Here is an 18,005-nt window from a genome sequence, read left to right as displayed (position 1 = left end):
GGACGGGCTGAATATCCAGCCCCTCCGGCGTTTGAGGAGCGGGGTCTGGGGCGGAGCCCCAGAAGGATGGGACGGGTAGGGGCGGCGGGGGCGAGGAACATCCCGAAGGGGACCCGGCGCCGCGCACGTCCGGGCAGGGGCATACCGTGAGGAGTCGTACGCCTGAGCCGGGAGGAGATTACGGATGGGCAGCCGCACCGCACTGGTCGAGGATCTGATGGAGCGATTCCCGCACGTTCCGCGGGAAGCCGTCTTCAAGGAGGACCTGCTCCGGGGCGGCGTGGCCTTCGACCCGTCCGCCCTCAGCGACAACGAGGGCGGTGAGGTCAAGCCGAAGTCGTACTTCATCTTCTCCTTCGACCACGGCACCCTCCCCGAGCTCGGCGAGGCCGCGCTGCGGCGCCCCCCGGAGGAGATCATCCTCACCGGCGGCCCGTACGACCTGCGGCGCACCGTCGTCTCCGTGCGCGTGAACCCGTCGTCGCCGTACCGGGTCGCGGCGGACGATCACGGAATGCTCGGGCTCTACCTCGACGGCAAGCGCATCGCCGACGTCGGGGTGCCCCCGATGCCGGAGTACTACCGGCACAAGCTCGCCAACGGGAAGTCCGTCATGGAGGTCGCCCCGACCATCCAGTGGGGCTACCTGATCTATCTGACCGTCTTCCGGGTGTGCCAGTACTTCGGCGCCAAGGAGGAGTGCCAGTACTGCGACATCAACCACAACTGGCGCCAGCACAAGGCGGCGGGCCGGCCGTACACGGGCGTCAAGGACGTGGAGGAGGTCCTGGAGGCGCTCGAGATCATCGACCGGTACGACACGGCCAAGGCGTCCACCGCCTACACCCTCACCGGTGGCGCGATCACCAAGACCGTCTCCGGCCGGGACGAGGCCGACTTCTACGGTCACTACGCCAAGGCCATCGAGGAGCGCTTCCCCGGGCGGTGGATCGGGAAGGTGGTCGCGCAGGCGCTGCCGCGTGACGACGTGCAGCGGTTCAAGGACTACGGCGTGCAGATCTACCACCCGAACTACGAGGTGTGGGACGAGTACCTCTTCAAGATGTACTGCCCGGGCAAGGAGCGTTACGTCGGCCGCGACGAGTGGCACAAGCGGATCCTCGACTCGGCGGAGATCTTCGGCGCGCGCAACGTGATCCCCAACTTCGTGGCGGGCGTCGAGATGGCCGAGCCCTTCGGGTTCAAGACGGTCGACGAGGCCATCGCGTCCACCACCGAGGGCCTGCGCTTCTTCATGTCGCAGGGCATCACACCCCGCTTCACCACCTGGTGCCCCGAGCCCACGACCCCCCTCGGCAAGGCCAACCCCCAGGGCGCCCCGCTGGAGTACCACATCCGGCTGCTCCAGGCCTACCGCCAGACCATGGAGGACTTCGGGCTCTCCTCGCCTCCCGGCTACGGCCCGCCCGGCCCCGGCCGCGCGGTGTTCTCGGTCAGCTCCTTCATGGACAGCCTTCCGGCACGGGAGTCCGAGACGGCGGAGAATTCCACCACGGTGTAGGTGAGACAGACGGGGCCCGCGTCCGTACAAGTGGCTGGAGTTGTGAGGGCGCGCGGTCTGTCATGACATCTGAACACGGCGCTTGTCAGTTGTGTCGGAAACGTGAAAGGCTCATGTCCTGCCGCGAGGTTTCCCCCAACTCCACCGCCAATATGGCGAGTTGACCTCGCATGTGGATGCAGGAGACTCATGCCCGACCTGCCGACTCCCCAGGACGCCACCGAGGCAGCGCTGTTCTCCGAGTGCTGGGACGCCGTGCTGTCGTACTCCGACCTGTGCACGGCCGGCTCCGCCGCGGCCAACCAGCTGGCCACGGAGGCGTTTTCGACCGGCATACGTGAGGCCCGCGACTCCGACGCCGGGTCCATACGCGGCAGCGGCCGCCGGCCGCCCCGCCTGCCCCGCATCCCCCTGCTGCTGACCGCCGTACGTGCCACGGCGGCCGCCTGGGAGGAGAGCGGACAGGGCCACAAGCTCGACCCCGACCTTCGCCTGTGGCTCAACTCCGAGAAGGCCGCCCGCTACACCGGCCCCCCGCTCCAGCGCCCGCTCGCGCTGCGCGGACTGCGCGACATGCAGGAGCCGGACGGGGCCCTGCTGTGGCTGGCGGAGGTGGAGGCGCTGCCGCTGCACGGGGTGGCCCGCCGGCTCGGTCTCGACCCGGCCACCGTCTCCGAGGAACTCACCCAGGTCCGCGGCCTGTTCCGGGACCGCTGCCAGCGCAACCACCTCGACACACCGATGGACCCGCGCTGCCGGAGCTACGCCCGCCTCCTCGACGCCGTCACCCGCTCGACCGGCGCCGACGCCCCCGGCGACCTCTCCCGCCACCTCGCCACCTGTGTCCAGTGCGCCGAAGCCGCGGCCTGTCTGCGGCTGAACGGCTCCGGGCTGCCCGCGGCCCTCGCGGGCGGGGTGCTCGGCTGGGGCGGCCTCGCCTACCTGGAGCGCCGCCGCCGAGCCGCCGAGGTGCGACTCGGCGCCGGACGACCCGACCCGGTCGACGTCGGCCCGCCGAACCCCGGCGCGCACAAGGCACGCGTCGTACGCAACGGCCTCCTCGTCGCCGCCGTCCTCGTCTCCGTGCTCGCCCTCGCGGTGTCGATCATGCCGGCCGGCTCCACCGGCGACGGCGGCACGGCGGCCGGTGACCCCTCCGACCGCCAGCCGGTCGCCGACCCCGGGTTCACCCTGCCGGTCACCGCCGCCACCCGGCCCACCGAGGACTCCCCGGGCCCGTCGGACAGCGCCACCGCCGCCGAGGACTCGCCCGACCCGAAGAAGCCGGGACCCGGACCGCAGGGCACCACGTCGTCCACGTCCGCCACATCCGGTGCGGACGACGACCCGGACCCGTCCGCGAGCGAATCCGTGACGTGCAGTGTCGACTACGACCTGGTCAACGAATGGCCCGACGGCTTCCAGGCCACCATCACCGTCACCACCGAACGCGCCCTCGACGACTGGCGGGTCGCCTGGTCCTTCCGTGACGGCCAGCAGGTCGGCCAGATGTGGGACGCGAGCTTCGCCCAGAACGGCGACCGGGTCACCGCCACCGCCGCGGACTACAACAAGACGGTTCCCGCCGGCGGCGAACTCGCCTTCGGGTTCCTGGCCTCCCGGGAGGGCAAGAACTCCCCGGCGTACGACTTCACGCTGAACGGGCACGACTGCGGCTGAGCGCGACCGCGCGTAAAACCGTTTGACGGGCCTTCCCGGGGCCGGGCTGGAGTGACGGAAGATCAGGGCGGTGGCCGGTGGCCGCCGCCGACGAGCGGACGTGAGTGAGGAGGTGTCGACCGATGGCTGTCTTTGCGACGAGCGCTGCCCGCATCCAGTTCATCAAGTCCACCTCCGTGGCCCTCGGCTGATCACACCTCACCTTCTCCGCGTCCGGTGCACGCGGCTGCCGGGGCCACCCTTGTGAAGGGTCACCCGTTGACTTCCACCTCTGTCTTCTCCGCGTTGGCTCCCTACGGCTGGGACTCCGCCTGGGCCGACGCGTTCACCCCGTACGACGCCGAAGGGCTGCTGCCCGGGCGGGTCGTACGGGTCGACCGCGGGCAGTGCGACGTCGTCACCGCCGACGGTGTCGTACGGGCCGACACGGCGTTCGTCACCCCGCGCGATCCGATGCGGGTCGTGTGCACCGGTGACTGGGTCGCCGTCGAACCGGCCGGGAACCCGCGCCGTACGGCCTTCGTACGCTCCACCTCCTCCAAGCGGTCCGAGGGGCAGATCCTCGCCGCCAACGTCGACCACGCCGTCGTCGCCGTGTCGCTGGCGGTCGAGCTCGACCTCGGTCGTATCGAACGGTTCCTGGCCCTGGCCTGGGAGTCGGGTGCGGCTCATACAGCGGCTTGGCCCTTATCCACGCCGGAGCATGGCGCCCCTGGCGGTCGGGACGATTCCGTTGCGCAACGATGCGTCGGCGGGACGGGGAGCAAGGAAGCGGAGCAGCCAATCGCGTACGGGATGGTGTTTCTTCTTGCGCGGGCGGCCGATTTTGAAGCGGTCGATGGGGCTGAGGTGGGGGCCGTTACGACGGATCTGCTGCAGGAGGCTTCGGGAGAGTACGGTTCCAGGCCTGTACTTGTCGGTGAGGAAGCGCAGGAGGTGCGGCTCGGTGTCGTTGTGCCATCTTGCGTGCGGACCCAGACGGGGCTGTCGAGGATGACCTCGCTGACCACGCTGCCCAGAGGCAGCCGATGTCGACTGGTCGACCTGGAGACGCTCTACGGCATGGAATGACCCGCGCACATGGGTTGCCGTAATTCGGTGGCGGCGCGGCCTGACTGTCTCTAGTGTCAGTGCCGTTCGAGCGGTGACCGGAGGTTGCCGCGGGTGACTTGGCTTGGTTTGGGAGGTGTGACCGATGGCTGTCGTTGAGATGGGCGCTGCCCGCATCCGGAAGTTCATTCAGTCCACCTCCGTGGTCTCCGGCTGACCTTACTTTTCTCCTGCGCCATTGGGCGCTGTGCCGGGGCCACCTTGTGAAGGGTCACCCCTTGTCTTTCTCTTCTTCTTCGGTTTCGTCGCACCCTCTCGCCGTCTACGGCTGGGACGAGGGCTGGGAAGCCGAGTTCGCTCCGTACGCCGAGCAGGGTCTGCTGCCCGGTCGCGTCGTCCGGGTCGACCGTGGCCTGTGCGACGTCATCACCCCGGTCGGTACCGTCCGGGCCGACACCGAGTTTGTCGTCCCGCGTGACCCGATGAAGGTCGTGTGCACGGGCGATTGGGTCGCCGTCGACCCCGACGGCAGCGACCCGCGGTACGTGCGGACGCTGCTGCCGCGCCGCACCGCCTTCGTACGATCGACGTCGTCGAAGCGTTCCGAGGGCCAAGTCCTGGCCACCAACATCGATCACGTCGTCATCTGTGTGTCGCTCGCGGTCGAACTCGACCTTGGGCGCATCGAGCGGTTCCTGGCCCTCGCCATGTCCAGTTCGAACGGTGAGGCACTGCTGCATAACGCGGCGGACTCCTGGGAGTCCGGCGCGCAGCCCGTCGTCGTGCTCACCAAGGCCGACCTCGTGCCGGACGCGGTGACGCTCTCGCACCTGGTGCAGGACGTGGAGGCCACGGCGCCGGGTGTGCCCGTGCTGACCGTCAGCGCGCTCGACGGGGACGGGCTCGACGTCCTCGTCGCGGCCGTCTCCGGCGGTACGTCCGTGCTGCTCGGACAGTCCGGCGCGGGGAAGTCGACGCTGGCGAACGCGCTGCTCGGGGAGGACGTGATGGAGGTCCGGGCCGCGCGCGACGTAGACGGCAAGGGGCGCCATACGACCACCACGCGCAATCTGCTCGCCCTGCCGGGCGGCGGCGTCCTGATCGACACCCCGGGGCTGCGCGGCGTCGGCCTCTGGGACGCCGAAACCGGCGTCGGCCAGGTGTTCTCGGAGATCGAGGCGCTGGCCGAGCGGTGCCGCTTCCACGACTGCGCCCACGACAGCGAGCCGGGGTGCGCGGTGCGCTCCGCGCTCGACGCCGGTGAGCTGCCCGAACGGCGGATGGAGAGCTACCGGAAGCTGATGCGGGAGAACCAGCGGATCGTGGCCAAGACCGACGCCCGGCTACGGGCCGAGATCAAGCGGGACTGGAAGCGCAAGGGTGCCGAGGGGAGGGCGGCGATGGAGGCGAAGCGGGGGCGTTGGCAGTGACGGTTCCGGCGTCCGCGTGGCCGTCTCCGGGGGCCGCCGCCCCCGGACCCCCGCTCCGGCGCTGAACGGGCCTCGTCCGCAGACACCGGACGGGCCGGTTGGACAGCGCCGTGTCCGTTTTCCGCCAGCCCATGCCTCGGTGAGGGCGGACACTGGACGGTGTGATGGACGAAGACACCAGGTACGAGGCCGTACGGAGCCGTGACGCCCGTTTCGACGGCGAGTTCTTCTTCGCCGTCGAGACGACCGGCATCTACTGCCGTCCCAGCTGCCCGGCGGTCACGCCGAAGCGGTCGAACGTCCGGTTCTTCGCGACAGCCGCCGCCGCGCAGGGCTCGGGATTCCGGGCCTGCCGGCGGTGCCGGCCGGACGCCGTGCCCGGGTCCGCCGAGTGGAACGTACGGGCCGACGCGGTCGGGCGGGCCATGCGGCTGATCGGCGACGGCGTCGTCGACCGGGAAGGCGTCGCCGGGCTCGCCGCGCGGCTCGGATACAGCCCCCGGCAGGTGCAGCGGCAGCTGACCGCCGAGCTCGGCGCCGGGCCGGTGGCCCTCGCCCGGGCCCAGCGGGCGCACACCGCGCGTGTACTGCTCCAGACCACCGAGCTGCCGATCACCCAGATCGCGTTCGCGGCCGGGTTCGCCTCCGTGAGGCAGTTCAACGACACGATCCGGGCCGTCTACGCCTCGACCCCGAGCGAGCTGCGCGCCGCCGCGCCGACCGCCGGCCGCCCCTCCCGGCGTGCGGCCACCCCGTCGGCCGGGATCCCCCTGCGGCTCGCCCACCGGGGCCCCTACCAGGCCGGCGCCGTCTTCGACCTGCTGGCCCGCGAGGCCGTCCCCGGCATCGAGGACGTCTGCGGCCCACCCGGCCGCCGCGTCCACCGCCGTACCCTCCGGCTGCCCCACGGCACCGCCATCGTCGCGGTGCGGGAACGGCCGGGCGGCGCGGGGCGCCACGCGCGGGCCGCTCACCCCGGCGGCTGGCTCGACGCCCGTCTGCATCTCACCGACCCCCGTGACCTGACCACAGCCGTCCACCGGCTGCGGCGACTGTTCGACCTGGACGCCGACCCGTACGCCGTCGACGAGCGGCTCGGCGCAGACCCCCGGCTCGCCCCGCTGGTCGCCGCGCGGCCCGGGCTGCGGTCACCCGGGGCGGCCGACGCCGAGGAACTGGCCGTACGGACGCTCGTGGGGCCCGAGCGGGCCGAGGTGCTGGTCCGGCGGTACGGGAAGGTGCTCGACGCGCCCTGCGGCAGCCTGACCCATCTGTTCCCCGAGGCGGCCGTCCTCGCCGAGGCCGAGCCGCACGGCCCGCTGGGCGCGCTCACCGCCGCCCTCGCCGACGGCGACCTACGGCTGGACCCGGGCGCGGACCGGGACGAGGCGGAGGGAGCGCTGCTCGCCCTGCCCGGTCTTGACGCCCGTACCGTCGCCGTCATCCGGACCCGTGCCCTCGGCGATCCGGACGTCGCACCGCCCGGCGTCACCGCCCCGGAAAACTGGCGCCCCTGGCGCTCCTACGCATCGCAACACCTGCGCACAGCAGGGGAGTTGGAGTAACCATGACCGTCCCGACCACGCACTGGACCGAGGTCGACAGCCACGTCGGCCCGCTCCTGCTCACCGCCGACCCCGGCACCGGCGCCCTGACCTCCCTCTCCGTGCCGGGCCAGAAGGGCGGCCGTACCGTCCAGGAGGGCTGGCGGCACGACCCCGCGCTCTTCCGGGCCGCGGAGGAACAGCTCGCCGCCTACTTCGCGGGTGAACTCAAGGAGTTCCAGCTGGAGTTGCGCACCGGTGGCAGTGAGTTCCGGGAGCGGGTCTGGGCCGCCCTCGACACCGTTCCCTACGGGGCGACCACGACGTACGGAGAGATCGCCGCACGGATCGGCGCCTCCCGTGCCGCCGTACGGGCCGTCGGCGGCGCGATCGGCGCCAACCCGCTGCTGATCGTCCGCCCCTGCCACCGCGTGATCGGGGCCGACGGCTCGATGACCGGGTACGCGGGCGGCCTCGAACGCAAGGTGCGGCTGCTCACGCTGGAGGGCCGGCTCCCGGGGGCTTCTCTTTTCCAGGGCGCCTCCTCGTTCGGCCCTACCGGCGCCATCGTCAGGTCCGGGCGGTCCCCCCGCGTGCCGTGATCAACGCCGAGCCGCCCTTCCGCAGGGCGATCCGGATCGCGCCCTCGCCCGCGTCGGGGTCCCGCCGAGGGCGGATCCGGTGGCGAGCACGGTACCGGCGGGAGCGACCCGATGGATCAGCCCCAGATCACCGCGCCCACCCACGCCCCCGCGATCAACTGGCAGGTGAACAGCTCCGCCAGCACGCTCGACCCGCCCGACCGCATCGCCGTCCGCAGCGCGCCCCTCGCCTCGCCGTGGCGGCCGAGCCGGAGCCGTTCCGCGAGGTAGATGCCGGCCATGAAACCGGGGATCGAGCCGAGCACGGGGATCAGGAAGAAGCCCAGGAACGAGCCCGAGGCGGCGTACACCACGACGCGTCGGCCCGCCCAGCTCGGGCGCAGCCGGCGCGGCGGCAGTGCCCAGCGCACCACCTGGGAGAGGAACAGCGCGACGGTGGCCCCGACCAGCACCCACCAGGCGACCGGCTGGGGGTCCTGCACGGCCCACCACATGACCGCGGCCCACACCAGCCACGACCCCGGCACGCCGGGCACCAGCACTCCGCAGAGGCCGAGCAGGAGGACCAGGCCGACCAGCACGAGGTCCCACACTCCCATCTGACCAGAGTGCCGGAGCCCGCGAGAACACGCAGATCAGTGTCGTCGCCGCAGGTGAGAGGGCCGGTCACCGCCGGACGCCACGCCCATCGCCCCCGGCCGCTCCCGCACCCCGTCACCCCTGCCGCCCCCGAGCCACCCACCCCCGCTCGTACGCGTGCCACCCCAGCTGCAGCCGGGTCGTCACCCCGGTCAGGTCCATCAGCCGCTTCACCCGGCGCTGCACGGTCCGCAGCCCCAGGTCCAGCTGCTTGGCCACGCTCGCGTCGGTCAGGCCGGCCAGCAGCAGGGAGAGCACCTCCAGGTCGGTGTCGTCGGGCCCGTCGGGCTGCTGCTCGGCGACACCGGACGTGCCGAGGTGTATCGGGAGCGCCTCCCGCCACACCGACTCGAACAGCCCGGACAGCAGCTCCAGCAGCCCGCTCGCGTGGACGACCAGCGCGGCCGGTTCCGGGGTGTGCGAGGTGAGCGGCACCAGGGCGAGCGTACGGTCGGCGATCACCAGCTTGGCCGGGACCTGGTCCACGACCCGGACCTGCGCCTCGCGGCCGAGGGTGGCGGACAGCTCGGTGATGCCGTCCGGCTGGTCGAGGACCGAGCGCTCCAGGACCACCCGGTAGCGCACTCCGCGATCGGCGGCCCGCTCCTCGGCGTCGTTCTCCGTGCCGGTGACGGCGACCGGGTTGCCGGTGACCAGCGCGCACACCTCCTCGCTCGCCCCGAGCTGGAGCTGGAGGTAGCGCTGCGAGACCGCGGCCGCGCCGATCACCACCTCGACGAGATCGTGCACGGCGGGCTCGGCGAGCCCCGCCCGGTACTCCTCGGCGAGCATCGCCGCCGCCAGCTCCGCCTTCTCCAGCTCGTGCCGCTGCTGGGTGAGCAGCGCGCCCAGTGCCACCCCGGGCGGGGCGGCGACCCAGCGGCCGGGGCGGGCCGAGGACTGCGCCGCGAGCCCGTGCCGCTCCAGGCGGCGCAGCGCGCGCTCCGTGTCGTGCTCGCCGAGCGTCAGCCGTCGCGCGAGATCGGGCACGTCGGCGGCTCCCACGGACACCAGGGCCCGGTACGCCGACTCATGCGTCTCGTCGAGACCAATCACTCCCAGCATCGGGCCGCGCCCCTCCCAGAGAACACCGGTGTTCGGTCCGTGGCGGGAAAACGGCCCGCACAACCGGCCTTGGCACATCATCGCCGTACCACCTGTCACTCTGCCAAGGTGTCGCCACCGCAGCATCAACCACCGCCCGATTTGCCCGACCTGGGCCTCCTTGGCCTGCGCTTTCGCGTCAACGGACAGCGGCAGCACCGGGTTGCCCGCGTCAACGCGGCCTACGTCACCAAATCCCGGGTTTCCGGGTCACGGGCCAGGCGCACACGGCCGCGCGGGCGGGCTGCACTCGGACGTACAGCACGAGGGCGAACGCATCTTCGGCGTGTTCGGTGGCTCGGCCCCGGACGCGGCCACCCTGCCGAAGGGCCACTCCACGTTCACCGTCGAACGAGTGAGAGAGGCGCTGCGGACGGCACCGGGCCCGTTGCCGGCCATCGAGGTCGCGGCGCAGGCCGGCCCCAGCCGTCAGACGGCACAGCGCTACCTGCGACTGCTGGAGCGCACAGGCAGGGTCCGGATGAGCCTGCGTTACGGCGAGATCACGTAGGGCTCCGAGCCTCCGAAGCAGTGCCGCTTCGCCGGCCTGATCGGCTGCGGCGTCATGGGTTTTCTCGTTACTCCACAGCGCGGCCGATGAGTTTGTGGCTCCCGCCCGGTCCAAGCTCGTGACACCCCAGGAAAGGACACCGCCATGTCGGAGCTTCTCGTCGACTTCATCACCTCCCTCGACGGCTACGCGTCGGGAGAGGGATGGCCCGGGTTCTGGGGCCTCGAGGGCCCGGAGTACCTCGCCTGGCTCGGCGAGCAGCCCGAGGCCACCTACCTGATGGGAGCGAACACCTACCGCCTGATGTCCGGCTTCGCCGCAGGCGAGGTCCCGAAGGGCCAGGACGAGTTCAGGCCCGAGGAAGAGGCGTCCGTCGACGAGCTCACGCAAGCGTCCAAGGTGGTGTTCTCCTCCTCGCTCGAGGAGCCACTGACGTGGGCCAACTCCACGCTCGTCCGCGACGACGCCGTCGAGGCGGTCCGCGCCATGAAGTCCAGTGGCTCGGGGCTCCTCAGCACGATCGGCAGCCTCAGCCTGTGCCGGTCCCTGCTACGCGCCGGACTCGTCGACCGCTTCCGGGTCGTGATGTTCCCGGTGATCACCGGGGCCACGGGCGAAGAACGCATCTACGACGGCTATCCGGACGTCGCCCTCGAGATGATCGAGCACCGCACCTTCGACGGCCGCATCCAGCTGGTCGAGTACAAGCCCCGTGTGCTGGAGCACCCGCCGCTCGGCGTCCCTGCGTGACGTCGGGACGCCCGGTCCATCGTCGCTGTGCGGCGCGAGTCGACGCCGCAGCACAACAGGCACGGAGCCATTGATCACTCCGCTCGACGACCGCGGCATCGCCATGCCCCCCTGCCGTTCGGCGACGCGTTCCCCCAGTGGTTTCGCAAGAGTGTTCAACACCTCACTCGACAACGTCACTTGGGGCGGCTCCACGGGTCGGATTTTCCTGATGCCCCGTTTTCATCCGGCCCGTGCGGTGGACAATTGGGGGCATGAGCCAGCAGGGGGGAAGGCCCACCGGTCACGAGGACGACTGGTGGGGGCAGCTGTACGGTGACTTCACCGAGGACACGGGCCCCACGGCGGCGCCCGACTCACTGGACGACCGGTTCGCCTCGGCGGCGGGCGCGGTGAACCAGCCTGCGGCGGCCGGGGCTCCCGGCACGAAGGCCCCGGAGACGGGCGTGGCGGTTCCGTCGCCGCGAGCCGACACGGATGCCGCGCCGGGCCGGTCGACGTTCCCGTCCGGGCTGCCGAAACCGCCGGGCTTCACCGTGGAGCCACCGCCCGAACCCGCGCCGCCCCCACGCCCCCTCGACTACGTGGGCGACGGCCCGCCCACCTACGCCGCCGAACCCACCGCCCTCCCGCCCGCCGACCCCGACGACCTGGACGACCTGGTCGCCGACACCGTCCTCGACGGCGCCCGCTACGGCGCCTGCACCCTGCGCGCCGTGTCCCTGCGCGGCGACTCCGCCCGCTACCGGGGCGAACCCCGCCGCGACTGTCTCCTCACCGCCCGCTTCGGCACCGGCGACCAGGCCCTGATCCTGGTGGCGATGGCCACCGGCGCCCGGGCCACGCCGGGCGCCCACCGCGCCGCGGCCGAGGCCTGTCACTGGATCGGCCGGGCCGTCGGCCGCGCTCACCCGAAACTCGCGGAGGACATCAGGGCCGCCCGGCGCGGCGACCTGAAGTCGGGCCTGCACCGCCTCACCGACCGCAGCCTCGGCAAGCTCCGCGCCAGTGCCGCCGAACAGGGCATCGAACCCGAGGAGTACGCGGCGACCCTGCGCTGCCTCCTGCTGCCCGCCGACCCCGAGTGCCGTACCCGCGTGTTCTTCGGCGTCGGCACGGGCGGACTCTTCCGGCTGCGCGACGGCGAATGGCAGGACATCGAGCCCCGCGTCACCGACGTCACCGGCGAACCGGTCGTCGGATTCGGCTCCCTGCCCGCCGAGACCCCCGAAGGCGACCGCCTCACCATGGACCTCGGCATCACCACACCCCCGAGCCCTTACGACCCCGCCCCCGAGCCGCGCCGCGAACCCTTCCGCTTCCGCGCCTCCGTGGCCCGCCCCGGCGACGCCCTGCTGATGTGCACCGGCGGCCTCGCCGACCCCCTGCGCGGCGAACCCGAACTCGCCGCCCACCTGACGGAGCGCTGGTCCGCGACCGAGCCGCCCGGTCTCGCCGAGTTCCTCGCCGACACCCAGGTCCGGGTCAAGGGATACGCGGACGACCGTACGGCCGCCGCCGTGTGGGAGGCGTGACAGGCTCCCTCAGCTGTACGGCACCCACCGGCGCGCCGAGGTGTCGTACTCGTAGCGCGGCAGCCCGTCGATGCCCGTCGTGCGGAACGGGCGGCCGTGGTCGTCGATGCGCACCGTGCCGGTGCGGCCCTGCGAGGACCAGTCGAGTTCGAGGTACCAGCTGCAGGCGCAGTTCCTGGTCCGCGCGTCGATCAGCAGCACCTCGGGGTCCTCGGCGGACACCCGGTACGGAAGCCGCATCGCCGGGATCGTGACACCCGAGTCGTTGCCGTCGGCGGGGCGGGCGACGGGCCGGTCCTTGTCCAGGTCGACGTCGAAGTAGCGGGGCGTCAGTGCTCCGCCGCAGCCGTTGTCCATGGCGTACGAGCTGCCCCCGCCGGGCGCCGAGCGACCGACGACGCGCACCCGCAGCGCCTCCAGGACGACGGCCGTGGGCGTCCGGCCCTGCACGGAGACCTTCACCAGGGTCTGCCGCCCGTGCACGGCGTTGTGCGAGCCCGCCCAGGCCTCGGCGTCCTGCGGGGCGGGTGGTGGGGCCACCTGCTGCGGGGACCTGCCGACGACGTAGTCGTGTCCGCAACCCGCCTGCCAGACATGGGAGTCGGCGCTCCAGGTCAGGGGCACCCCGGCCGGGGGCCGCTGCTGACCGGGTTCCTTCGAGGGCTCCTCGGCGGTCCCGGTGGGCTTCGCCGAGGGCTTCCTCGACCCGCCGGCCTCGGGGGAGGACGTGCTGGCGGACGCGCTCGGGGACTTGGGCGACTTCGGGCGCGGGGCGCCCGGCGGTGTGGTGCGGGGCGGATCGGCGGCCTCGACGGAGTCGCTCGCGCCGGGACGGCGGTCGCCGTCGGGCAGGGCGGAGAGACTGCCGAGCGTGGCGAGGAGAGCGGTCGCCACGGCCGCCGAGACCAGGAAGCGTCGGCGGCGGTACCAGGGGCGGCGGGGCGGGTCGTCCGGTGCCGGTTCCTCGACCGGATCACCGGGCGGACCGTCGGCCGGAGCCGGGGCGTCCACCGGCGCGGTCGAGGGCGCCGTACGCGACCGCTGCCGTGCCGCCACCGCCAGGATCCACAACCGGTGCAGCTCCAGCCGCTCCTCCGGTGTCGCCCCGCACAGGGCGGCGAACCGTTCCACGGGGGCGAAGTCGAGGGGGACCGCGTCGCCGGCGCAGTAGCGGTGCAGCGTGGAGGTGTTCATGTTCAGGCGGCGGGCCAGCTGACCGTAGCTGCGGTCGGTGCGGTCCTTCAGGCACCTGAGTGCCGCCGCGAACTCCTGGACGTCGTCGTCCCGTGCTTCAGACACCGTTCCCCCGGGTCCTCGCCGTCCCGGGACGGTATCCCAGGCACTCCATATACCTGCACGTCAGATGGGCTGGGATGGTTCCACCGTCGCGGATCGGGCGGCGGAGCTTGCGGCCGTGCGCTGTGACGGCTGATGCTCTTGGTGTCGCACCGACCAGAGGCAGGACAGACCATCCGCCATCGGTGACGACCACTTTCACACGTTCACGCTCTCATCGCACTCATCTCGTTCACGGGGGACAGCCATGCCCAACCGCACTCGAACCGGAGCGCTCGCCGCGCTCGCCGTCGCGACGCTCGCCGCCGGCGCCGCACTCACCGCCGCACCGGCCGGCGCCGCCACGAAGGCACCCGCGCCGAAGTTCCTGTCGGCGTCCCAACTCCCGCCGCACCCCACCTCCGCCTGGACCGCCGGCAAGGTCACCGACGGCGTCCCGGAGGAGATGCGGTACTGCTTCGGTGACGCGCTGCTCGCCTACGACTCCAGCTACCGCGCCTTCCGCACCGACCTGGAGACCAACGCCCAGCAGCTCAACGTCGTCGTCGGGAACAGCGCCAAGGCCAAGGCGCTCGCCACCCGCCTGAACAAGGAGATCCGGTCCTGCGCCGAACGCAGCGACGCCGACCCTGAGATCGAGGCCGAGTACCGGAGCTACGGCACCCTGCCGGTCGAGGAGGGCGCCCGTGTCCACGGCCTCGCGACCCGCGCCTCGTGGGGCGCCATGGACATCGGCCTCGTCTCCGTCGGCCGGGACGGCGGCACCGTCACCGTCGTGCAGTGGGGTCAGATGGGGGACTTCACGGACGCGCCGGTGAAGGCCTTCAAGAAGACGACCACCACGGCGGTCAACAAGCTCTACTGACCACCACACCAGCGGGGCCGCCCTCCCGGACGGGGGTCGGACGGGCGGCCCCGCACCCACCACCCGCTCTCGCCACGCGCTGAACCACGGCCGAGCAAGCGAATTCCGGCCAGTTTCGCCGGCCGCGGGTCCGGCGCGGGGCGTTCACGTCGACGACGCCTCGCCGCCGGGCTCTCAACTGCCCCATGCCCGCGTCACATACGGCCGGATCGGCAGCCGGGGATCGGCGGCCGGGCCGATCCCGTCCGGTCCCGACGACCGGGCGTGAGTCGGCGCGCGGCCGTGCGGGACTGCCCAGGTCGGCCGCCCGCGCCACCGGCAGACGAACCGCCTCGCCTCCTCTCCCCGCACGCCCGCCTCCGGCCCGCGGGCAGGTCCGTGGCCGGTGACCGACTCGCTCCGGTCGTCGCGTACGGCGGCCTCCGGGCGGCCGGTGGGTGACGTTCCGGGATTCATGCACCCGGCGTACGCCGCGCCAACCTTGGCCGAACACCTGGTCGTTGACGATTCGACATGACTGGCGCCGGTCCCGATGGGAAATGGTTCCCGTGAACGTGTTCGAGCCAGGAGGGGAACCGACATCGGCACGCGGGCGGGGGTCATGAAGAGGCAGGCACGAGGGGGCGGTCCCATAGCGTACGGGGCCTTCTCGGTGGAGACGGTGGAGGACCAGGCCGCGATCGAGGGGGAGCGGGCGCAGCCACCACAGCTCAGGCGCAGACTCGGGCGGGCGGATCTGCGGGCCGTACCGGAGGCCCGCAGGGCCCTGCGCGACCTGTTGCGGCACTGGGGGAGGCCCGGACGGTCGGACATAGCCGAACTGCTCACCAGCGAACTCGTCACCAACGCGATCGTCCACACCGACCGTGAGGCGGTCCTGACGGCGACCGTCGGACCGGACGGACTCCGGGTGGAGGTACGGGACTTCGTCGCCCGTCGGCCCAGACTGCGCGTACCGATCGCCGACGACGGTACGAACGGCAGAGGCCTGGTCCTGGTCGAGTCCCTCGCGGACGCCTGGGGCGTACAGCCGCACGGGGTGGGCAAGGCGGTGTGGTTCGAACTCGACGCGGATGCCGCGTGAGGAACGACAACGGGATGGGGCGCGACCCGAACCTCGGGTCGCGCCCCATCCCGTCGATGATCGGTGTTCTCAGCCGAACTGCTGCTCAAGATCCTTGAGCTTGCGCTCCAGGGAGTCGAGTCGCGGCAGCGCCATGGTGTCGTCCTCCGCGGTGAGGTCGACGGCGACCGGGTCAGAACCGGTGCGAACGGGCTGAAGTGAGGGACGCGACCGTACGGGCAGTTGCTCCGGCGCGGATATGGCAGGCTCCGCGGTCACTTGGGCCGAGGCACGCTCCAGGGCCTGCGTCTCGACCTGTCGTCCGTTCCCGCGGCCGATGAAGCCGCGGTGGCCCCGGCTGATGGCCTTCAGCTGGGCACGCTCCATGCGCTGCTGGTCGCGCCTGCGCAGTCGGCTCTCGTCCTTCTGCCGCTTGTCCTCGCGGACCTCGTCGACCGCCTCGTCCAGGCTGCGCACGCCCTCCAGGAGCATCAGCGACCAGGCCTTGTAGGTCTCGCGCGGGGCCCGCAGCCAGCGGACGATCCGGATCTGCGGCAGCGGCCTGGGCACCAGACCCTGTTCACGCAGGGCGGCCCGGCGGGTCTGCTTCAGCGCCCGGTCGAACAGCACGGCCGCGGACAGGGACATGCCGGCGAAGAAGTGCGGGGCGCCGTCGTGGCCGATGCCCCTGGGCGCGTGCACCCAGTTGAACCAGGCCGCGGCGGCCGCGAACGTCCACACGAGTATCCGGGAGCCGAGGGCCGCGTCACCGTGGCTGGCCTCCCGCACCGCGAGCACGGAGCAGAACATCGCGGCGCCGTCCAGACCGAACGGCACGAGGTACTGCCAGCCGTTGTGGAGGCCGAGGTTCTGCTCGCCGAAGCCGACCAGGCCGTGGAAGGAGAGGGCGGCGGCCACGGCCGCGCAGCAGAACAGCAGCACATAGGAGGCGGTGCCGTATATGGCCTCCTTGCGCCTGCGGCGCTCCTCGCTGCGCTCCCACGAGTCGTCCGCGCCGGCGTCCTTCCCCGCGGTCTTCCCGCGCCGCAGCACCGCTATCGCCGCCAGCAGGCCCAGGAGCAGTACGGCGCCCGGAAGCAGCCAGTTCAGCGATATGTCGGTCAATCTCATCTGGGGTCCCTTGCATTGGGATAGGGCGTAACGCCCGCCATAGTGGCCCAATCCCACTGGCCCTCAGGGGGTTTCGGGGCAAGAGGCCGCCAAGGAAGTGCAAGGGAATGCCCAGGGCGGCGTTCTGCTCGAACTGCCGCTTGAGGGGCGGGAGTTGAGTTCGAACAACACTACCCGTGCGGGTGGTTCCACGGAAAGTTCCTGCGCGAAGTGAGGAATTTGTGAAACGCCTGTAGCCGTAACGGGTGTCCTGCTCGCGGGTGATCTTACGGCACGAGGGCTTACGTCCGTGCCGGAGGGTGCGGCCGCGGGGGTGTCTGAGGGTGCCTCAACTGGCGGTGGCCACAAGCTTGGTGACCCGGTCGGCGTCGCAGGTGCGCGGGCAGGTGGGGCAGGTGTCCTCGGGGCGCAGTGTGTAGAACATGCAGCAGCTCGCCCGGTCCCGGGTGGGCAGGGACTCGCCGTTCGGGCCGGTGAGCTCGCGGAACGCGGCCGAGCCGACGTACGGCTTCGTCGCGCCCGGCAGCAGCAGCTCCAGTTCGCGTTGTGCCCGGTCCTGCTCCCCGTCGCCGAACAGATGGGCGACGTACCACAGGCCCTCGACGATCTCGTCGGTCGCCATGCCCCAGAGTGCTCGCCCGCGGCGCCGCATGCGCGGACCGAAGCCCGCGAGGACGGGTTCGAGGTGCTCGGCGACGGCGGTCCGCACCTCGGCGCGCAGTGCCTCCTCGTCGGGGACGACCCTCGCGCCGGGCAGGGCGGCGGCCGGGTCGCCGGGGAGGCAGGCGAAGGTGGTGGGGCGCGCTGCCAGGCGGCCTATGGGGAGGTCGGGGGCCGTGCGGTCGTACGAGACATGTGTCACGGGGAAGCGGGGGACGCGGCGGAGCAGGAACCAGGGCACGGTGATCAGCAGGCAGGCGGGCCAGGCATAGCGGTGCAGGCCGAAACTGGCGACGACGTCCGGGCGTGCGGGCTGTCCGTAGTCGCGCCGTATCTGCGCGTCGTCCCAGGCCAGGAAGGTGTCGAGGCCGTCCGCGCCCTCGGCGAGCGCGGTGGCGGTGATCCAGCCGTCGTGTCGGGGGAGCTGTGCGTCCGGGGTGAGCTGGGTGATGTCCAGCCCCGGGAAGACCTCGGTGAGACGGCTGTACGCGTCCGTGAGGGCCGAGGGGGGCACAGACATACTGGACCGCCGATCCGCGAGGCTTTGAAGGTAAGCCTTACCTTACCCAAGATCGCTGCGATTTGAACTGTCGCGTTCTGCGCCTAAGGTGCTTGACGGGCGA

At 71.9% G+C, this 18,005-nt stretch carries 15 protein-coding genes and 2 pseudogenes; 11 read left to right on the top strand and 6 right to left on the bottom strand.

Features of this window, described 5'->3' with window-relative positions:
* The first annotated feature begins 184 nt into the window (after positions 1-184).
* The 6 genes and pseudogenes from ACZ4UU_RS33275 to ACZ4UU_RS33250 form a co-directional block, all read left to right on the top strand.
* Positions 185-1,522 carry a radical SAM protein gene (locus tag ACZ4UU_RS33275; RefSeq protein ID WP_471907088.1) on the top strand — a complete coding sequence of 446 codons (1,338 nt, stop codon included), beginning with the start codon at positions 185-187 and terminating at the stop codon, positions 1,520-1,522.
* A gap of 189 nt (positions 1,523-1,711) precedes the next feature.
* The gene (locus ACZ4UU_RS33270) at positions 1,712-3,202 is read left to right on the top strand and encodes a cellulose binding domain-containing protein (protein ID WP_471907087.1); all 1,491 of its coding nucleotides are present in this window, start codon (positions 1,712-1,714) and stop codon (positions 3,200-3,202) included.
* A gap of 258 nt (positions 3,203-3,460) precedes the next feature.
* A pseudogene (gene rsgA / locus ACZ4UU_RS33265) lies at positions 3,461-3,868 on the top strand (GTPase RsgA); the annotation flags it as partial.
* A gap of 662 nt (positions 3,869-4,530) precedes the next feature.
* Positions 4,531-5,682, top strand: coding sequence for a ribosome small subunit-dependent GTPase A (gene rsgA / locus ACZ4UU_RS33260; RefSeq protein ID WP_471907086.1), 1,152 nt, complete (start codon positions 4,531-4,533; stop codon positions 5,680-5,682).
* 164 nt (positions 5,683-5,846) lie between these two features.
* Entirely contained in the window at positions 5,847-7,247 is a 1,401-nt protein-coding gene (locus ACZ4UU_RS33255; protein ID WP_471907099.1) for a bifunctional transcriptional activator/DNA repair enzyme AdaA, read from the top strand.
* Positions 7,248-7,249: 2 nt separating this feature from the next.
* Positions 7,250-7,741 (top strand): annotated as a pseudogene (locus ACZ4UU_RS33250) (methylated-DNA--[protein]-cysteine S-methyltransferase); the annotation flags it as partial.
* Between the two features lie 203 nt (positions 7,742-7,944).
* Here ACZ4UU_RS33250 and ACZ4UU_RS33245 read toward each other — a convergent pair.
* Both ACZ4UU_RS33245 and ACZ4UU_RS33240 read right to left on the bottom strand, forming a co-directional pair.
* Positions 7,945-8,427, bottom strand: a complete 483-nt coding sequence (locus ACZ4UU_RS33245; RefSeq protein WP_471907085.1) for a DUF456 domain-containing protein — start codon at positions 8,425-8,427, stop codon at positions 7,945-7,947.
* 115 nt (positions 8,428-8,542) lie between these two features.
* Positions 8,543-9,532 (bottom strand): helix-turn-helix domain-containing protein, encoded by a 990-nt coding sequence (locus ACZ4UU_RS33240; RefSeq protein WP_471907084.1) that lies wholly within the window; start codon positions 9,530-9,532, stop codon positions 8,543-8,545.
* Between the two features lie 325 nt (positions 9,533-9,857).
* Here ACZ4UU_RS33240 and ACZ4UU_RS33235 point away from each other — a divergent pair, with 325 nt between their 5' ends.
* From ACZ4UU_RS33235 to ACZ4UU_RS33225, 3 genes are all read left to right on the top strand, one after another.
* The gene (locus ACZ4UU_RS33235; protein ID WP_471907083.1) at positions 9,858-10,082 is read left to right on the top strand and encodes a helix-turn-helix domain-containing protein; all 225 of its coding nucleotides are present in this window, start codon (positions 9,858-9,860) and stop codon (positions 10,080-10,082) included.
* A 144-nt stretch (positions 10,083-10,226) separates the two neighbouring features.
* Positions 10,227-10,832 carry a dihydrofolate reductase family protein gene (locus tag ACZ4UU_RS33230; RefSeq protein ID WP_393629014.1) on the top strand — a complete coding sequence of 202 codons (606 nt, stop codon included), beginning with the start codon at positions 10,227-10,229 and terminating at the stop codon, positions 10,830-10,832.
* Between the two features lie 254 nt (positions 10,833-11,086).
* A complete protein-coding gene (locus ACZ4UU_RS33225; protein WP_471907082.1) occupies positions 11,087-12,367 on the top strand; it encodes a PP2C family serine/threonine-protein phosphatase in 1,281 nt (426 codons plus the stop codon).
* A gap of 9 nt (positions 12,368-12,376) precedes the next feature.
* Here the strand turns inward: ACZ4UU_RS33225 and ACZ4UU_RS33220 are convergent, their stop codons facing one another.
* The gene (locus ACZ4UU_RS33220) at positions 12,377-13,666 is read right to left on the bottom strand and encodes a helix-turn-helix domain-containing protein (RefSeq protein WP_471907081.1); all 1,290 of its coding nucleotides are present in this window, start codon (positions 13,664-13,666) and stop codon (positions 12,377-12,379) included.
* 244 nt (positions 13,667-13,910) lie between these two features.
* Here ACZ4UU_RS33220 and ACZ4UU_RS33215 point away from each other — a divergent pair, with 244 nt between their 5' ends.
* The gene (locus tag ACZ4UU_RS33215) at positions 13,911-14,528 is read left to right on the top strand and encodes a hypothetical protein (RefSeq protein WP_471907080.1); all 618 of its coding nucleotides are present in this window, start codon (positions 13,911-13,913) and stop codon (positions 14,526-14,528) included.
* Positions 14,529-14,702: 174 nt separating this feature from the next.
* Here the strand turns inward: ACZ4UU_RS33215 and ACZ4UU_RS33210 are convergent, their stop codons facing one another.
* Complete coding sequence (locus tag ACZ4UU_RS33210) at positions 14,703-14,984, bottom strand: hypothetical protein (RefSeq protein ID WP_471907079.1); 282 nt, start codon at positions 14,982-14,984, stop codon at positions 14,703-14,705.
* 145 nt (positions 14,985-15,129) lie between these two features.
* Here ACZ4UU_RS33210 and ACZ4UU_RS33205 point away from each other — a divergent pair, with 145 nt between their 5' ends.
* Entirely contained in the window at positions 15,130-15,612 is a 483-nt protein-coding gene (locus ACZ4UU_RS33205) for an ATP-binding protein (RefSeq protein ID WP_471907078.1), read from the top strand.
* A 69-nt stretch (positions 15,613-15,681) separates the two neighbouring features.
* Here ACZ4UU_RS33205 and ACZ4UU_RS33200 read toward each other — a convergent pair whose 3' ends face one another.
* Positions 15,682-16,722, bottom strand: coding sequence for a DUF2637 domain-containing protein (locus ACZ4UU_RS33200; protein ID WP_471907077.1), 1,041 nt, complete (start codon positions 16,720-16,722; stop codon positions 15,682-15,684).
* Between the two features lie 328 nt (positions 16,723-17,050).
* On the bottom strand, positions 17,051-17,902 hold the full coding sequence (locus ACZ4UU_RS33195) for a (2Fe-2S)-binding protein (RefSeq protein WP_471907076.1): 852 nt from the start codon (positions 17,900-17,902) through the stop codon (positions 17,051-17,053).
* Positions 17,903-18,005 lie beyond the last annotated feature (103 nt).

It is taken from the genome of Streptomyces sp. NPDC028907 (genome assembly GCF_055564995.1).
This window is presented reverse-complemented; position numbering and strand designations above follow the sequence as displayed.